Genomic DNA, 16,877 nt, shown 5'->3' with positions numbered 1-16,877 from the left:
TTTCTTAAAGATTATGCGTTTCCTTTTGCTTTTTTGATAACTGCTTCTGAAATATTAGAAGGTGTTTCAGCGTAGTGTGAAAATTCCATTGTTGATGTCGCTCTACCTGAAGACAATGTTCTTAATGTTGTTACATATCCAAACATTTCTGATAATGGCACATCTGCTTTAATGGTTTTTGCACCAGCTCTATCTCCCATGTCATTCACCTGACCTCTACGACGGTTAATATCACCTACGATATCTCCCATGTTTTCTTCTGGTGTAATAACTTCCATTTTCATGATTGGCTCTAAAATAACAGCACCAGCTGCTTTAGCAACCTCTCTATAACCCATTCTTGCCGCAAGTTCAAAAGAAAGTGCATCAGAATCCACAGGATGGAAAGATCCGTCTAATAAAGTTACTTTCAAACTATCTACTTGGTAACCCGCTAAAGGACCAGTTTTCATAGCTTCACGGAAACCTTTTTCTACAGATGGAATATATTCTTTAGGAACGTTACCACCTTTTACAGCATTAATAAACTGTAAACCTACAGCAGCTTTACCGTCAACTTCATCAGCAGGCTCTAACTTAAATACGATATCACCGAATTTACCACGACCTCCAGATTGTTTTTTGTACGTTTCTCTGTGTTGAGCAGATTTTGTAAAAGCTTCTTTGTATTCAACTTGAGGCTCACCTTGGTTCACTTCAACTTTGAATTCACGTCTCATTCTATCTACCAAGATATCCAAGTGAAGCTCACCCATACCAGAAATAATAGTCTGACCTGAAGCCTCATCTGTTCTCACAGTAAATGTTGGATCTTCTTCAGCTAATTTAGCCAAAGCCATACCCATTTTATCTACGTCAGCTTTAGTTTTAGGCTCAATTGCGATACCAATTACCGGTGCAGGAAATTTCATTGACTCAAGAATAATTGGGTGTTTTTCATCACACAATGTATCTCCAGTTTTAATATCTTTAAAACCAACTGCTGCTCCAATATCACCTGCTTCGATATATTCGATTGGGTTTTGTTTGTTTGCGTGCATTTGGTAGATACGAGAAATTCTTTCTTTGTTTCCTGAACGAGTGTTCAAAACATAAGAACCAGCATCTAAACGTCCTGAGTAAGCACGGAAGAAAGCTAAACGACCTACGAATGGGTCAGTAGCAATTTTAAAAGCTAAAGCAGCGAATGGCTCTTTAACATCTGGCTTACGCAATATTTTAGTTTGATCTTCTTCTAATAATTCAGCATCATCAGGATGAATCCCCGTAATACCTTCTTTATCCATTGGAGATGGCAAATATTTACATACTGCATCTAACATGAATTGAACTCCTTTATTTTTGAAAGAAGAACCAGCAATCATAGGAATGATAGCCATATCCATTACAGCTGCTCTTAATGCAATGTTGATTTCTTCCTCTGTAATAGAGCTTTCATCTTCCATGAATTTTTCAAGCAAAGTCTCATCATAATCAGCTACTGCTTCAATAAGAATCGATCTGTATTCTTTAACTTCTTCAAGCATATCTTCTGGAATAGGCACAATATCATAAGTTGCTCCTAAACCTTCTTCATGCCATACTATAGCTTGATTTTTAACCAAATCCACAACACCTTTGAAATCATTTTCCTCACCAATTGGCAAAGTGATTGCAACAGCATTTGATTTCAACATATCTCTTACTTGTTGACATACCATCAAAAAGTTAGATCCTTGTCTATCCATTTTATTAACAAATCCAATACGTGGTACTCTGTATTGATCTGCTAATCTCCAGTTAGTTTCTGATTGTGGCTCAACACCATCAACCGCACTAAATAAGAAAACCAAACCATCAAGTACACGCAAAGAACGGTTTACTTCAACTGTAAAGTCAACGTGTCCCGGGGTATCGATAATATTAAAGTGATAAGGTAATGTTTCAGGTAAAATTTTACCTTGTGTAGTTGGAAAATTCCATTCACAAGTAGTAGCAGCAGAAGTAATTGTAATACCTCTTTCTTGCTCTTGTGCCATCCAGTCCATTGTTGCAGCACCATCGTGTACTTCACCAATTTTGTGTGATTTTCCAGTATAGAATAATATACGCTCAGTTGTTGTTGTTTTACCAGCATCAATGTGAGCAGCAATTCCTATATTTCTTGTATATTTAAGATCTCTAGCCATTTCTTAAGAATTAAAATCTAAAGTGAGAGAATGCCTTGTTAGCTTCTGCCATTTTGTGAGTATCCATTCTTTTCTTAACTGCAGCCCCTTCTTCTTTAGCCGCAGCTAAACATTCTGAAGCCAATCTCTGAGCCATTGATTTTTCGTTTCTTCTTCTTGAATAAAGAATCAACCATTTCATAGCCATAGAAATTTTTCTGTCTGGTCTAATTTGCATTGGAATTTGAAATGTAGCTCCACCTACTCTACGACTACGTACTTCTACGTGAGGCATAACGTTTGTTAAAGCATCTTTCCAGATTTCTAATGAAGGTTTCTCTGCATCTTGCTTTTTAGTCTCTATAATGTCAATTGCATCATAAAAAACTTTAAAAGCTGTTGATTTCTTACCATCCCACATTAAGTTGTTTACAAAACGTGTTACCAATTGGTCGTTAAACCTTGGATCTGGTAAAAGTGGTCTTTTCTTTGCCGCTCTTTTTCTCATGTCTTTTTTTTAATAAAATTTCATACTCGTCTAGGCACGATAAATCGTGTCTCTACAAGAATAACGTTTTAAATTACTTTTTTGCTTCTTTTGGGCGTTTTGCTCCGTACTTAGATCTTCTTTGCGTTCTTCCTGCTACTCCTGACGTATCAAGTGCACCACGAACGATGTGATATCTTACTCCTGGCAAATCTTTTACCCTTCCACCCCTAACTAATACTATCGAGTGCTCTTGTAAATTGTGTCCTTCTCCAGGGATGTAGGCATTTACTTCATTACCATTTGTCAAACGTACACGCGCTACTTTACGCATTGCAGAGTTTGGTTTTTTTGGTGTTGTAGTGTAAACACGCGTACAAACCCCTCTTCTTTGAGGACAAGAATCTAAAGCAACCGATTTACTCTTCTTAGTTATCTGAGTTCTTCCTGTTCTTACTAATTGTTGAATTGTTGGCATAATTAATACTAAAAATTTCTTATTATATTAAATTCCCGCTTTTTACGGGGTTGCAAATGTATAAAATATTTTTCACTCTACAAACCATATTTCATTAATTTTTGCACGAAGTAAATATTTGTTTGACAAACAAATAGAAAATTCGACATCGAAAAAGACTCTATTGTAAATTCACAACCAGAATATAATTCGCAAACAAAACAAATAACTATATTTATTAAAACAAACATTAGATATTTGCAATATAATTAAACAAAAACAATTTAAATTGAATACCAAAATCATCATCTTTATTTTTCTACTAACAAGTATTTTAGGTAATGCCCAAAACTTCCATTTAAAAATAATCGGCAAAAGCAGTACCGAAACTAAACTTATTGACTCGATAGGATACGAATCTATATTTCCAAACACAAAAATTCTCATAAATGAAACCAATCAATTATCAACAAAACTGACTGAAATAGGGTATCTGGAAAATAAAAATGAAGAAATAAAAGCAATAAACGACACAACATATCAGGCCCAATATTCGCTAGGAAATCAAACAAAAAAAATTGATATATATATAGGTATAAAATACAAGCCTTATATCAACTCAAAATACCCAATAAAAAACGACACTCTTATTTTGCCATATCCCCAAATAGAATCGTTTTTAAAACAGACTCTGCAAAAATTAGAACAAAATGGATACTCATTCGCAAAAATAAAATTAGTCAATATTCGCAAACACAAAGAACATCTTATAGCCGATCTAAAAGTTAAAACTGGAGGTGAAAGAATCCTAAACGAGATTGTAATACAATATTCCAATCAAAAGCAAAAAAATCTGTTTCCAAAAGGAGCATTAAAGGAGATCAACAAAAAATACAATTCAAAAATATTCAACCAAGAAACCATAAACGAAATTCATACAGATTTTGAAAAATACAATTTTATTAATCAAGTTAAATTTCCGGAAATCTTATTTACAAAAGACACGACAAAAGTATTTGTATATTTAGAGAAAAAAAAGTCAAATACTTTTGATGGGTATTTAGGTTTCAATAATACCGAAAACAAAAAAATAAGATTTAATGGCTATCTGGATATTACATTAGAAAATATACTGAAAAAAGGAGAACAATTATCCATCTATTGGAAAAACGATGGCAACGATCAAAAAACATTTAACGCAAGCCTGGATTTACCCTATTTGTTCGACAGTCCAATTGGTTTAAAAGCTTTAATTAATATTTTCAAACAAGACAGTATATATCAAAACACAAAAACAAACATCAACCTTGGTTACTTAATAAATTACAACAAACGAATTTATTTAGGATACCAGTCAACCGAATCAAGCGATATTCAAAATATAAATAAAATAGACCTGAGTGATTACGAAAATAGTTTTATCACTTCAACAATTGATTTTAGAAAAAACGACAGCAACAACTCTCTCTTTCCATTGAAGAATTATCTGTATCTCAATTTAGGACTCGGCAAAAGAACATCATTCGATACAATCACAACTACTCCCACAAAACAATTTTTTGCTAATTTTAACATTATGAATAATTTTTATATTAATGAGAAAAATTGCATAAATCTAAAAAGTGAAAATTATTATTTAAAAAGCAACAACTATCTAATAAATGAATTATTCCGATTTGGCGGCGTTAATTCAGTAAGGGGCTTTTCAGAAAATAGCTTACAAGCTAACTTTATGACATCAATCATAAGCGAATATAGATATCTATTATCTTCAAAATTTTATTTAAATTCTATATTAGATTACTGTCTATACAAGGATCCAACCTCTATAACTAACAAAAATAAACTAAAGAAAATCTTAGGCATTGGCTTAGGATTAGGCATACAAACAAGCAATGGTTTATTGAAATTCGCAGTAGCCAATGGGAAGAGTGAAAACCAGCAAATAGAATTTTATAACACAATCATAACTATTAGTTATAATGTTAAATTTTAGTTTTAACAAAAAAAAGAGTTTCATATATTAGGATAGTTAACAAATTATTATGATTTTTGTCCAACTAATTCAAAATATTTAAAAATGAAACTAAAGTTCAATGGATTCTTAGTACTCCTAGTAGTACTTGTGGCGCAACTAACTTTTGCGCAAGAGAGATCTGTTTCAGGGATTGTTTCCGACAATGCAGGATTGCCTTTACCGGGTGTGAGTGTATTAGTGAAAGGAACAAAAATTGGAACTCAATCAGATTTTGATGGTAAATTTACCATTAAAGCAGCACCAACTCAGGTGTTAGTATTTAGCTATGTTGGAATGAAAACAACAGAGAAATCTGCAAGTTCAACAACAGTAAATGCAAAACTTTCAAGTGACGCAACAGAACTAGAAAGTGTTGTTGTAACTGGAGCGATGGGTATTAAAAAGAAAAAAGAAGCCCAAACCTCAACAAGTCAAGTTGTTAAAGGTGCTGAGCTTAACGAAGCTTCTAACCCAAACATCGCAAGAAGTTTAGTTGGTAAAGTTTCAGGGGTTCAAGTAAACAACACTAGTAATGGTGTTGAAGGATCATCTAAAATAATCATTAGAGGTTTTAAATCAATCAATACAGATGGAGCCGCTCTTATTGTTATTGATGGAGTAATTTCAACAAATGAAGTTCTTTCAAATTTACCTCCTTCAATTGTAGAATCAAGCACAATCTTAAAGGGAGCTCAAGCTGCAGCTCTTTATGGCTCACTAGGTATCAATGGAGCAGTATTAATTACAACAAAAAAAGGATCTAAATCAGAAAAATTTAAAGTAACTTTAAATTCAGCTGTTGATTTTGAGAAAGTTGCCTTCGTTCCTGAAAAACAAGACAAATACGGACAAGGTTGGAATGGAGCATTTGACCAATATGAAAATGGTGGATGGGGAGAACCTTTAGATGGTTCTATGAGACCTGTAGGTTTACCACAAGAAGATGGATCTCAAATAATGACTCCGTATTCATACAAAAAAGATAATATCAAAGCATTTTATCAAGATGGTTTAATCCTTCAAAATGGTGTTACCTTAGAAGTAGGTGGAGAGAATGGTTATGGTTTATTCCAATACAACAACGAAAACAGAAACTTCATTGTTGAAGGTGATGGATTAAATAGAAATAACTTTTTGTTCAAAGGTGGTCACAAATTTGGAAAATTCTCTATTGACGGATCATTCAATTATAATGTTAGTAGTTCTTCTCAATCAGATATTTCTGAAACACTTGCAAATTTAATTCAAGGTGCTTCAAGTATTCCTATGAATGAATTCAAAAATGCAGGACCTTTATCAGGATGGACAGTTTATTATGACAATCCATTTTGGAAAAGAGACAACAACAGACTAAATAGAACTAAAGATTATTTTAACAACACGTTAAAACTTGCTTATACTTTTACTGACAACATCAGTGCAGAATATAATGGTGGTATTCAATTTACTAATTCAAATCAAACTTCCACATCAACTGAATTATCAGATGCCTCACAACCTATTATTGCAGCTAATGGTGCAGACTTATCACAAATAAGTTCATTCTATCAATCAAATTCCACTCGTAGAGAATACGGAGGAAATCTCTTATTACATTTTAATTACAAATTAACTGATGATCTTGGTTTGAAATTTGATTTAGGTCAAAATCTTCAATTTTACAGCACCAACATTATGTCACAAGGTGGTGTCAACTTAGGAATTCCAGGCTGGTACAATATTGTGAATGTAATAAATCCTGCTATTCCAAGAAATTTAAGAAACAATGCTTTTGAAGCTTCTAGTATTGCCCATTTTGCAAACGTAGATTTAGATTACAAAAGTTATTTGTTCCTAAACCTAACAGGAAGATACGAATCAACTTCTACGCTTCCTAAAAACAACCGTAATTTTTTCTATCCATCTGCAGGATTGTCATTTGTACCAACAAAAGCTTTTGAAGGTCTATCTAGTGACACAATGAACTTTTTGAAAGTGTATGCTAACTTTACACAAGTAGGTAGTACAGCCGCTATAAACCCTTACGACACCCAAAGCTTAGCAGCGGTTGCGCCAGGATATCCATTTCCTAGCACAGGAAACTCATATACTGATTTGACTACACAAGTGGATCCAAATATCAAACCAGAATTTTACACAACCTATGAAGCTGGTGTTAATTTTGCCTTTTTTAATGATCGCTTAACATTTGATGCGGCCGCATACAAAACAACTACTTCAGACTTAATAAGCACTGCATCGACTTCTTTTGCTAGTGGTATTACAAATTTAAAAACTAATGTTGGAGACGTTGAAAACAAAGGTTTTGAATTGGATTTAGGCTTTACAGCATTTCAATCGGATGATTGGAACTGGACAGGAAGAGTGGGTTACACTCAATACGACACAAAATTAATATCCTTAAATACTGGAGCTGATGCAATTGAACTATATGATGTAGGTGCAGACAATAATATGGTTGGTAGTCTTTCTGCAGTAGTAGGAAAACCATTCCCAGCGTTAATGGGACCACAATGGACAAGAGATGATCAAGGTAGAGTTATTATTAGCGCTACTACTGGTTTACCAACTGTAACTTCCACAAACCAATATCTTGGAAAAGCAACACCAGATTATATCATAAACTATACCAATACTATAGCTTACAAAAATCTTGCTTTAACCTTCACTTTAGATTATAGAACTGGAAATAAATTTTTCTCAGAGACAAAATACAATCTAACTTGGCCAGGTCACTTAAAAGAATCTGCAGAATTTGATAGAGATTTAGGTTTCTTATATCCAAATTCTGTAATCAATACCGGTACTGCAGCAAACCCAGTTTACACTGAAAACACAACTGTTTTGACGGGAGCAGGATATGGTGGATCAGGAGTTATTGCATATTACAACAGTTTTGCATCAAACGGTGAAACTATGGTTGTTGACGGAACAGCTCTTAAGGTTAGAGAAATCTCTCTTACCTACACTATGCCATCAAAGTTAATAAGCAACATAGGTATGAGTTCACTTCGTTTCAGTGTTAATGCAAGAAATCCTTTTGTACTTTTGGCCTCTTCAAACCAAGGTTTTGCAGATCCAGAAGCTTCAAATTCTTATAATGCAAACACACAAAATGGTGCAACTAGAGTAACTGCTGTGAGCAATACTTCTCCAAATGCAATTGGTTATGTTCAAACAGGACAATATCCTTCAACTAAAACCTTTGGTTTTACTATTAATGCTTCATTTTAACAATAAATAAAATAGATATGAAAAACATATTTTTAACCATAATCCTCGCTGTATCCCTGTTTTCTTGCGATAGCTATTTGACTGAGGATGCCAGCCCAAATAATCCACAAGATGCCACTGTGCCACCAAATCAAAAATTGGCTGCTGCATTGACAGGTATATTTAGAACTCAAGCGGTCAACCTAAATCTTTACGGAAATCGTTTATCTTATGCTTGGGGATTTAATGTAAATGCTTTTGCAGGAGGTAATCTAGACGAGTTTACTTACAACTATACAACCTCGACGCAATCTGCAATATTTGAAAATTTATATTTAAACATTGACAATTTTCAAAATATTTTAAATTTCAACAATGCAGATCATAAATATGACAACCATTTTGCGATAGCAAAATTGATGAAAGCCAATGGTATGTTGTATGTAATTAGTTTATATGGTGATGCTCCTTACTCTGAAGCGTTTCAACAACTAAAAAACCCAACTCCTAAATATGATGATGATAAGCAAATATACAAAGACTTATTGTCACTTATTGATGAAGCGAGAGCTGAAATCGATGCAGACTTAGGTGAGCATGTTGGTACTGAAGATGTTGTTTTTGGAGGTGATATGACAGAATGGACTAAATTTGCCAATACATTAGAACTTAAAATGTTGTTGAGATTGTCAAACACAACTGATCCTGCTTTTGTAACACTAAGAACAACACGTTTTGCTGCTTTGCAATCATCTGGCGCCAGTTTTATTGACAGTGATATGACCATTAATCCTGGTTATAATGATTCTACAACTGAGCAATACAATCCTTTTTTCAATGTATTTGGTTTACAAGCTAATAGTAGTACAACTAACAGTTACAGAGCTAACGTAGCCGGTGATTATATTGCACAAGTACTTAATGGCCAAATTACTAATGCTCACGTAACTTCAACTGTTAAAGACCCAAGAGGAAACAGAAACTTCAGAGTAAATCAAGGAGGAACTGTTGATCCAAGCCTAAATGATGGTTATGTTCATGGACAAATTCAAGGTGATGTAGCTCAAGCTGCAGGTGGAACTGCTCCAAAAGTAATAAATAATTTAGGTCGTCATATTACTGGATTAAGTCCAATTCAACCACAACTTCAAAATGGATCAAGTAGAGATGGGTATTTTATGCTTAATGCTGAAAGCCAATTTTTGCAAGCTGAAGCTTTTCAAAGAGGTTATTTAACTGGTGATGCACAAGCAGCATTCGAAGCTGGTATCACAGCCTCATTTGATTGGTACAACACTGGATGGGGTAATTTTGCACCAACAACTATTAACCCAGCTACATATATTGCAGCAACAGCTGGTTTAAACGGTCTAGGATGGGCAGGATCTACAAACAAAATTGAGGCTATCATGACTCAAAAATGGTTAGCACTTAACTCGATTACTGGTATTGAACCATATCTTGATCAAGTAAGAACTGGATTCCCATGGCTTCCACTTCCTATTATTGCTACTAAAACAGTAAGACCAAATAGATTATTGTATCCAAATTCAGAGTATTCTTCAAATAGTGCTAACGTTCCAAACGTAGTAAACAATGATTTGTATTCTATAAATGCATTTAGTCCATTCTATTTACAATAGACATTCTATTTCGAATAAGTCATTTAAACCATCCCGCTTGCGGGGTGGTTTTTTTTTTACAAACCTTTTACCTAACTTTGCGCCATGGAAAAAGAACATCAAATATTTGGGATTAGGGCGATAATTGAAGCCATACAAGCGGGCGCAACAGTAGATAAAGTCTATATTCAGAAGGAAGCGAGCAGCGAACTGATGAAAGACTTGATGAAAGTGATGAAGCGTGGAAATATCAATTTCTCTTATGTTCCTGTAGAAAAACTAAACCGATTGACTCCCAATAATCATCAAGGTGCTGTAGCTACCGTATCTCCTATCTCGTTTTATGATTTGGAAACTCTGATTGAAACCGTAATTGAAAACGGAAAAAAGCCTTTGTTCTTAATATTGGATCAAATCTCAGATGCACGTAATTTTGGTGCTATAATAAGAACCGCTGAATGCACTGGTGTTAATGGGATTATTGTTCAAAAAGCAGGTTCTGCACCAGTAAATGGTGATACGGTAAAAACTTCGGCAGGTGCAATATTTAATATTCCGATTTGTAAAGTAGAACACATCAAAGATGCTATTTTTCTTTTGCAAGCTAGCGGTATCAAAACCGTTGCTGCTACCGAAAAAACAGAACATAATATTTATGATATTTCTCTGAATGAACCAGTGGCCATCATCATGGGTTCTGAAGATAGAGGTGTGAATCCATCAGTGCTTAAAATCGTGGATGAGAAAGCAAAACTTCCAATGTTTGGATCTATAGGTTCATTAAATGTTTCTGTAGCCTGTGGAGCTTTTTTATACGAAGCAGTTAGACAGAGAAGCTAATACTTTTAGATTGCAGAATTTAGATTTTACAAAACAGATTCCTGAACCGAGCGATAGAATAGGATAAGCAATATGATTTTCATATTAAAAACACAAAATGAATCAAGGCTCCGGTTTTGATTCATTTTTTTCGTTTATTGCGTCCTGATTTTCGATAAAATCATAAACCACATTTGAGTTCGAAAGAAAAAAGGGATTGATTTCCACTGGATCTTCTACAATAATTTCAGGTTTTGGCGGATTGACAAAATTGCCGTTTTCATCAAAGCGCTGCATGAATTTATCTTCTAATGGATTGTAATCCGGACGCTCCCAATCGTATTTAATTATTTTCTTGAATTCTAGTTTCTTATAAAAAAAAGTTAATGACAAACCCGTTATTAACCCCGACAAATGGCCTTCCCACGAAATATTGCTACTTGAAGTCTCGGGATTTGGAAAAACATACCAAACCATTCCTCCATAAAGTACAATAACTGTTAATGATAAAGCTACTAAACGATAATATTGGGTTTGCAAACCTTTGAAAAATATAAAAGAAACCAATACATAAATTAAGCTACTGGCTCCAATATGGTAATTTTCTCTTCCGATAATCCAAGTTAAAGTTCCGGAAAGTAAAATTCCGTATACCAGTATTCCTATTGCTTCTTTGTTGTAGAAAAAGAACAAGGCTGCCAACAGCACCAGTAACGGAATAGAATTATTATAAAGATGTTCAATATTGGAATGGATGAATGGGCTGAAAACAACACCTTGCAATCCCGAAAAAGTTCTTGGTAAAATTCCGTTTTGATCAAAATCGTAGCCAAAACGTATTTCCAACCAGTAAATAAACCACAGGAATAAAACAAAAAAAAGCGGCACTCCAATTACAGCATTGGTGAATTTAAATTGATTTTCTTCCATTTATTTTAGCATCTAAGATTGTTAGACTAATTAGATTTTTAGCTTTTTATTAACCCTTAAAACAAATCAAAAATGTATCCAAAAGCAATTTAATGCTATTTTGTCATATAAAATAAATTATTCTATGAAAAAGAATGCCCTAGCCCAGATGGAAACGACATCCTTTTTTTAAGGCGATTTTCTTTCGCCTTAAAAAAGATATAGTGGACAGCTGGAAATAGCTCCTGAAAAATATAGTCATAAAAACTCAAAATTGCGTAATTTTACCAGATGGAAGCACCACTCGCAGAACGCATACGCCCACAAAATCTAGAAGACTATATCAGTCAGGCCCATTTGGTTGGACCTAACGGTTCTTTGACACAACAAATAGCAAAAGGAATTATTCCGTCGTTAATTTTTTGGGGGCCACCCGGAACGGGCAAGACAACTTTGGCACAAATTATTGCGCAAGAGTCGAAACGTCCTTTTTATATATTGAGTGCCATTAATTCGGGAGTGAAGGACATTCGGGATGTAATTGAAAAAGCGAAACAAAGTGGTGGTTTATTTACGACAAAAAACCCTATTTTGTTTATTGATGAGATTCATCGTTTTAGCAAATCACAACAAGATTCTTTATTGGCTGCGGTCGAAAAAGGATGGATTACGCTTATTGGTGCTACTACCGAAAACCCCAGTTTTGAAGTGATACCTGCTTTGTTATCTCGTTGTCAGGTATATGTTTTGAATGCGTTTACCAAGGCAGATTTAGAACATTTGTTGCAAAGAGCGATGAAAACAGATGCTTATTTGGCTTCAAAAAGAATTGAATTAAGAGAAACAGAGGCATTATTGCGACTTTCCGGAGGCGATGGACGAAAGCTATTAAATATTTTTGAACTGGTCGTAAACGCTTCCGCTGAAGACGAAGTCTTGATTACCAATGACCGAGTTTTTGAATTGGTGCAACAAAATACGGTTTTGTATGACAAAAGTGGCGAACAACATTATGACATTGTTTCGGCATTTATAAAATCGATTCGGGGCAGTGATCCCAACGGTGCTGTTTATTGGCTGGCACGAATGATTGAAGGCGGTGAGGATGTGAAATTTATTGCACGAAGAATGTTGATTTTGTCCTGTGAAGATATTGGAAATGCCAATCCTACTGCTTTTATTATGGCCAATAATGCATTCCAGGCAGTATCGACTATTGGTTATCCCGAAAGCCGAATTATTTTGAGTCAATGTGCTATTTATCTTGCCACTTCGCCTAAAAGCAACGCCTCCTATTTGGCTATAGGAACGGCTCAACAATTAGTAAAACAAACAGGTGATCTACCTGTACCGATTCATTTGCGCAATGCTCCTACCAAACTTATGAAGGAATTGGGATATGGTGAAGATTATAAATATTCGCATGATTATGCCAATAACTTTGCTGAACAAGAATTTTTACCAGACGCCCTTAGCAACACCTCTATTTATATTCCAGGTACTAATTCCAGAGAAAACACAACTCGTGAATTCTTAAAAAATCGTTGGAAAGATAAATACGGGTATTGATAGCATAAACTTTAGATTGTATGCTATTGAAATTATATTAATACAAATTAAAATTTCACTGTAATTTTCTCCGACATTAATGTTTCTTTTTCATAATATTCAAAAAACCATTGATTATCTTTAGAAATTAACACCCCTTGCTTATTGTCTTTGGTTGCCAAATAAATAGAAGGATTTGTTGTACTGTATACTTTCATGACAACTTTAGGAGTATTATCTACTAACTGATAACCGTTTTTGATAGGTTGAGCAAATAACAAAAATGCATCATTTACATCTGAACCAACTGTTGCATTTGGAATAACCTCAGTTGCCACAATAGCAGTTGCTGCAACTGGAACTGCCTCTGAAACAGTTATTCCTGCTTTTTTACTATTTGCAGCTGCTCCATTGTATTTATAATGCAACGCGTAAACTGATACAAAAGCATTATTCAAAGCCTCAGTATATGCAGTTTCAAAATCTTTTTCTTTGCTTTTCCCTACTTCTGATTTAAAAACAACCTTCCCATTACAATCTTTGAATGTAATATAAAGTTTAGAAACCAAAAATCCATTTTCTTTCAATACATCTGCATACAATAGGCTACATCTATCATTGTATTCTTTTGGTATGGTCTCATTGGTATAAAAAGCCTCAAAACCCGCTTTTTGCAGATTGAATTTCGTTAATGTATTAAGACGATACTGATTTTCGCTTTTAACAAAATCGTATTTTACAGGAACAATTACAGCTACATAATCATTTATAGATTGAGAAAATCCATAGCTTGAAACAAATAATAAAAATAGTAATTTAGCCTTCATAATTTATAAATATTTTTTTAATTCTAATAAATGAGTTACTTGTTTGATATTTTCTTCTACCTTAATCTTTTTGTCATTAAAAAAAATAGCATCCAATCCTGCTTCAATAGCTCCTTGAACATCCGCTTCAAGGCAATCTCCAATCATGATACTGTTTTCTTTATTGGCTTGAGCCAAATTAAGAGCGTATTCGTAAATAATAGGGTTGGGTTTCTTGACTCCCGCCATTTCAGAATTGGTGATTGTTTTAAAAAACCCTGCAATATTTGAGTTGTTTATTTTTTTGTATTGCACCTCGGCAAAGCCATTGGTAATAATATGCAATTTATACTTTTTTTCTAAATATTCGAGTACTTCTATTGTTCCATCAAACAAACGATTATTTTCGGGCAATAACTGAATATAATCATGGGCTATACTTTCGATTTCAGCATCCGAAACATGATATTCAAGAGCATCAAAAGTATGTTTGAGACGATTGTATCTTAATTCGGCATGCGTTATTTTATCGTATTGGTATAATTTCCAACAAGCTTGATTAATAGGAACATACTTTCCGATAAAATGACTTATTTGAATTGTTGGATGATCTTTCTTGAAAATAGTTTCAAAAGCTAATTCTGAGTTGACATCAAAATCCCATAGTGTATGGTCTAAGTCGAAAAATATGTCAGTTATTTTGTTTTTCATATCAGTATTCTAAAATATTCCTTCGTCAGCAAAACTATAGTACCCCTTTTCTGTAATGATTATATGATCCAAAACAGGAATGTCCAATTGTTGTCCTGCGGTTTTTATCTTTTTTGTTATTTGAATATCGGCCTCACTGGCCTGCAATTTTCCTGAAGGATGATTGTGTGTCAAAATAATTGCTGTTGCATTTTGTTCAAAAGCAATTTTGAAAACAATTCGAACATCGACTACTGTTCCTGTCATTCCGCCTTTGCTCAACTGTGTTTTGAAGAGTATTTTATTGGAATTATTCAAAAACAAAACCCAAAATTCTTCGTGAGGCAACTCCCCTATTATGGGTTGCATGACTTCGAAAACCGCTTTACTGGATGTGATTTTTGTTAACTCAACTACCTCTTCACCTCGTCTCCGTCTTCCCAACTCCATCGCTGCAATTATCGAAATCGCTTTGGCTTCACCAATTCCTTTAAAATTAATCAACTGCGCAATGGATAGCTTGCCTAAAGCATTCAAATTATGATCTACGCTTGCCAGAATCCTTTTACTGAGATCTACAGCCGATTCGTTCCTGCTTCCCGATCCAATCAATATTGCAATTAATTCGGCATCGCTCAGAACGTTTTTGCCTTTGAGCATTAATTTTTCTCTGGGCTTATCGTCTTCTGACCAATTGGTGATTGGAAAAGTACCTTGTTCCCGAAAAGGTGAATTAGAATCGTCTAAAATCATAATTTCATAAAGATTTAAATTTATACCATTTAAACAATCTTAATGCACTTTATTCAATCAATCCTTTCACCTCATCAAAATTCAATCCACCATAATTTCCAGAGCTCATCAATAATAAAGCTGAATTCTCCAAATTTAGATTAAACAAATAGTCTTTGAAATCTTTTGGATTCGTATAAATGATTAAATCTTGTCTGTTGAACGCTTTAGAAATTTGCTCATACGTCACTTCTTCCAATTGTTTAATTTTAACCGCATCCGGTGAATAGAAAACAACAGCAACATCAGCATATTCAAGGGCTCCTTCGTATTCTTTTAAGAATTCAGCATTCAAACTACTATAAGTGTGCAATTCTAAACAAGCCACTACTTTACGATTTGGGTATTGCTCTTTCACGGCTTTGGTGGTGGCAGCCACCTTACTTGGCGAATGGGCAAAATCTTTATAAGCTACTTTGGTTTTGCTTTCGGCGATTTTTTCCAAACGTTTGGATGCGCCTTTGAAACTGGCAATCGCTTCATAGAAATCGGCTTCATCTACTCCCATATTTTGGCAAATCCATTTGGCTCCGGCTAAATTATTCAGGTTGTGAGCACCAAATACTTCGATAGGCATTGCTCCTTCAGGCGTTTCCAGCAATGTCACTCCATCACTTACTGTATATTTTGGAGTATGGTATGCTAATTTACGTATTGGATTAGTCGCTTTTTCAGCCACGCGTTTTACTTCAGCATCGTCTTCATTGTAAACTAGAATCCCTCCGTTTGTAATTTTATCAATAAAAATTTCAAACTGCTCTACATAAAAATCATAAGTCGGAAAAACATTGATATGATCCCAAGCAATTCCCGAAATCAAAGCAATATTGGGTTGGTACAAATGAAACTTAGGTCTTCTGTCAATTGGTGAAGACAAATATTCATCCCCTTCCAAAACCATAAAATCATTCTCTTCGGTAAGATGCACCATTGTATCAAAGCCTTCCAGTTGTGCTCCTACCATATAATCCACTTCGATATTATGGTAATGCATCACGTGCAAAATCATTGAAGTTATGGTCGTTTTTCCGTGAGAACCTCCAATAACAACACGCGTTTTATTTTTGGATTGTTCATACAAAAACTCTGGATATGAATAAATTTTAAGACCCAGTTCCTGCGCTTTCAAGAGTTCTGGATTGTCGGCTTTGGCGTGCATTCCAAGTATTATGGCTTCAATATCGGATGTGATTTTCTCTGGAAACCAACCCAACTCTACAGGCAGTATTCCTTTTTTTTCCAATCTTGATTTTGATGGTTCAAAAATAGCATCATCACTTCCCGTAACTTGATATCCTTTGTTGTGTAATGCCAATGCTAGGTTGTGCATTGCGCTTCCGCCTATGGCAATGAAATGTGTTCTCATTTAT

At 34.5% G+C, this 16,877-nt stretch carries 13 protein-coding genes; 5 read left to right on the top strand and 8 right to left on the bottom strand.

The features are described 5' to 3' along the window. Positions 1 to 11 precede the first annotated feature (11 nt). The 3 genes from fusA to rpsL all read right to left on the bottom strand — a co-directional run bounded on the left by fusA (position 12) and on the right by rpsL (position 3,112). Positions 12 to 2,168, bottom strand: a complete 2,157-nt coding sequence (gene fusA, locus OLM57_RS07760; protein WP_264566652.1) for an elongation factor G — start codon at positions 2,166 to 2,168, stop codon at positions 12 to 14. 10 nt (positions 2,169 to 2,178) lie between these two features. After that, positions 2,179 to 2,655 (bottom strand): 30S ribosomal protein S7, encoded by a 477-nt coding sequence (rpsG, locus tag OLM57_RS07755; protein WP_143391055.1) that lies wholly within the window; start codon positions 2,653 to 2,655, stop codon positions 2,179 to 2,181. A 73-nt stretch (positions 2,656 to 2,728) separates the two neighbouring features. After that, entirely contained in the window at positions 2,729 to 3,112 is a 384-nt protein-coding gene (gene rpsL, locus OLM57_RS07750) for a 30S ribosomal protein S12 (protein ID WP_007136570.1), read from the bottom strand. A 268-nt stretch (positions 3,113 to 3,380) separates the two neighbouring features. Between rpsL and OLM57_RS07745 the strand changes: the two genes are divergently transcribed. The 4 genes from OLM57_RS07745 to rlmB all read left to right on the top strand — a co-directional run bounded on the left by OLM57_RS07745 (position 3,381) and on the right by rlmB (position 10,783). Continuing rightward, entirely contained in the window at positions 3,381 to 5,087 is a 1,707-nt protein-coding gene (locus OLM57_RS07745; protein WP_264566651.1) for a BamA/TamA family outer membrane protein, read from the top strand. Between the two features lie 84 nt (positions 5,088 to 5,171). After that, positions 5,172 to 8,342 (top strand): SusC/RagA family TonB-linked outer membrane protein, encoded by a 3,171-nt coding sequence (locus tag OLM57_RS07740; RefSeq protein ID WP_264566650.1) that lies wholly within the window; start codon positions 5,172 to 5,174, stop codon positions 8,340 to 8,342. 17 nt (positions 8,343 to 8,359) lie between these two features. Beyond that, a complete protein-coding gene (locus OLM57_RS07735) occupies positions 8,360 to 9,964 on the top strand; it encodes a SusD/RagB family nutrient-binding outer membrane lipoprotein (RefSeq protein ID WP_264566649.1) in 1,605 nt (534 codons plus the stop codon). A gap of 84 nt (positions 9,965 to 10,048) precedes the next feature. Then, on the top strand, positions 10,049 to 10,783 hold the full coding sequence (gene rlmB / locus OLM57_RS07730; RefSeq protein WP_264566648.1) for a 23S rRNA (guanosine(2251)-2'-O)-methyltransferase RlmB: 735 nt from the start codon (positions 10,049 to 10,051) through the stop codon (positions 10,781 to 10,783). A 102-nt stretch (positions 10,784 to 10,885) separates the two neighbouring features. Here the strand turns inward: rlmB and OLM57_RS07725 are convergent, their stop codons facing one another. Beyond that, positions 10,886 to 11,692 (bottom strand): rhomboid family intramembrane serine protease, encoded by an 807-nt coding sequence (locus tag OLM57_RS07725; protein WP_264566647.1) that lies wholly within the window; start codon positions 11,690 to 11,692, stop codon positions 10,886 to 10,888. 270 nt (positions 11,693 to 11,962) lie between these two features. On the opposite strand from OLM57_RS07725, the gene OLM57_RS07720 reads away from it, so the two are divergent. Further along, the gene (locus OLM57_RS07720; protein ID WP_264566646.1) at positions 11,963 to 13,240 is read left to right on the top strand and encodes a replication-associated recombination protein A; all 1,278 of its coding nucleotides are present in this window, start codon (positions 11,963 to 11,965) and stop codon (positions 13,238 to 13,240) included. A 47-nt stretch (positions 13,241 to 13,287) separates the two neighbouring features. Here the strand turns inward: OLM57_RS07720 and OLM57_RS07715 are convergent, their stop codons facing one another. Genes OLM57_RS07715 through OLM57_RS07700 form a run of 4 tightly spaced genes read right to left on the bottom strand, consistent with a single transcriptional unit; the run spans position 13,288 to position 16,873 of the window. Then, positions 13,288 to 14,046, bottom strand: a complete 759-nt coding sequence (locus tag OLM57_RS07715; RefSeq protein ID WP_264566645.1) for a hypothetical protein — start codon at positions 14,044 to 14,046, stop codon at positions 13,288 to 13,290. A 3-nt stretch (positions 14,047 to 14,049) separates the two neighbouring features. Further along, positions 14,050 to 14,736 carry a YjjG family noncanonical pyrimidine nucleotidase gene (locus tag OLM57_RS07710; RefSeq protein ID WP_264566644.1) on the bottom strand — a complete coding sequence of 229 codons (687 nt, stop codon included), beginning with the start codon at positions 14,734 to 14,736 and terminating at the stop codon, positions 14,050 to 14,052. Between the two features lie 9 nt (positions 14,737 to 14,745). After that, positions 14,746 to 15,468 (bottom strand): RadC family protein, encoded by a 723-nt coding sequence (gene radC / locus OLM57_RS07705; RefSeq protein WP_264566643.1) that lies wholly within the window; start codon positions 15,466 to 15,468, stop codon positions 14,746 to 14,748. Between the two features lie 49 nt (positions 15,469 to 15,517). Beyond that, positions 15,518 to 16,873 carry a UDP-N-acetylmuramate--L-alanine ligase gene (locus OLM57_RS07700; protein ID WP_264566642.1) on the bottom strand — a complete coding sequence of 452 codons (1,356 nt, stop codon included), beginning with the start codon at positions 16,871 to 16,873 and terminating at the stop codon, positions 15,518 to 15,520. Positions 16,874 to 16,877: the final 4 nt, after the last annotated feature.

It is taken from the genome of Flavobacterium sp. N3904 (assembly GCF_025947305.1).
Lineage (GTDB): Bacteria > Bacteroidota > Bacteroidia > Flavobacteriales > Flavobacteriaceae > Flavobacterium.
Note: the sequence above shows the minus strand (reverse complement) of the source record. Positions and strands in the feature narration are given on the sequence as shown.

What these genes read in the sequence shown, in the direction of transcription:
- rlmB (WP_264566648.1), top strand. Translation starts at nt 10,049, where the DNA reads ATGGAAAAAGAACATCAAATATTTGGGATTAGGGCGATAATTGAAGCC.
- OLM57_RS07700 (WP_264566642.1), bottom strand. Translation starts at nt 16,873, where the DNA reads ATGAGAACACATTTCATTGCCATAGGCGGAAGCGCAATGCACAACCTA.
- rpsG (WP_143391055.1), bottom strand. Translation starts at nt 2,655, where the DNA reads ATGAGAAAAAGAGCGGCAAAGAAAAGACCACTTTTACCAGATCCAAGG.
- OLM57_RS07720 (WP_264566646.1), top strand. Translation starts at nt 11,963, where the DNA reads ATGGAAGCACCACTCGCAGAACGCATACGCCCACAAAATCTAGAAGAC.
- rpsL (WP_007136570.1), bottom strand. Translation starts at nt 3,112, where the DNA reads ATGCCAACAATTCAACAATTAGTAAGAACAGGAAGAACTCAGATAACT.
- OLM57_RS07725 (WP_264566647.1), bottom strand. Translation starts at nt 11,692, where the DNA reads ATGGAAGAAAATCAATTTAAATTCACCAATGCTGTAATTGGAGTGCCG.
- OLM57_RS07710 (WP_264566644.1), bottom strand. Translation starts at nt 14,736, where the DNA reads ATGAAAAACAAAATAACTGACATATTTTTCGACTTAGACCATACACTA.
- OLM57_RS07735 (WP_264566649.1), top strand. Translation starts at nt 8,360, where the DNA reads ATGAAAAACATATTTTTAACCATAATCCTCGCTGTATCCCTGTTTTCT.
- OLM57_RS07715 (WP_264566645.1), bottom strand. Translation starts at nt 14,046, where the DNA reads ATGAAGGCTAAATTACTATTTTTATTATTTGTTTCAAGCTATGGATTT.
- OLM57_RS07740 (WP_264566650.1), top strand. Translation starts at nt 5,172, where the DNA reads ATGAAACTAAAGTTCAATGGATTCTTAGTACTCCTAGTAGTACTTGTG.
- fusA (WP_264566652.1), bottom strand. Translation starts at nt 2,168, where the DNA reads ATGGCTAGAGATCTTAAATATACAAGAAATATAGGAATTGCTGCTCAC.
- radC (WP_264566643.1), bottom strand. Translation starts at nt 15,468, where the DNA reads ATGATTTTAGACGATTCTAATTCACCTTTTCGGGAACAAGGTACTTTT.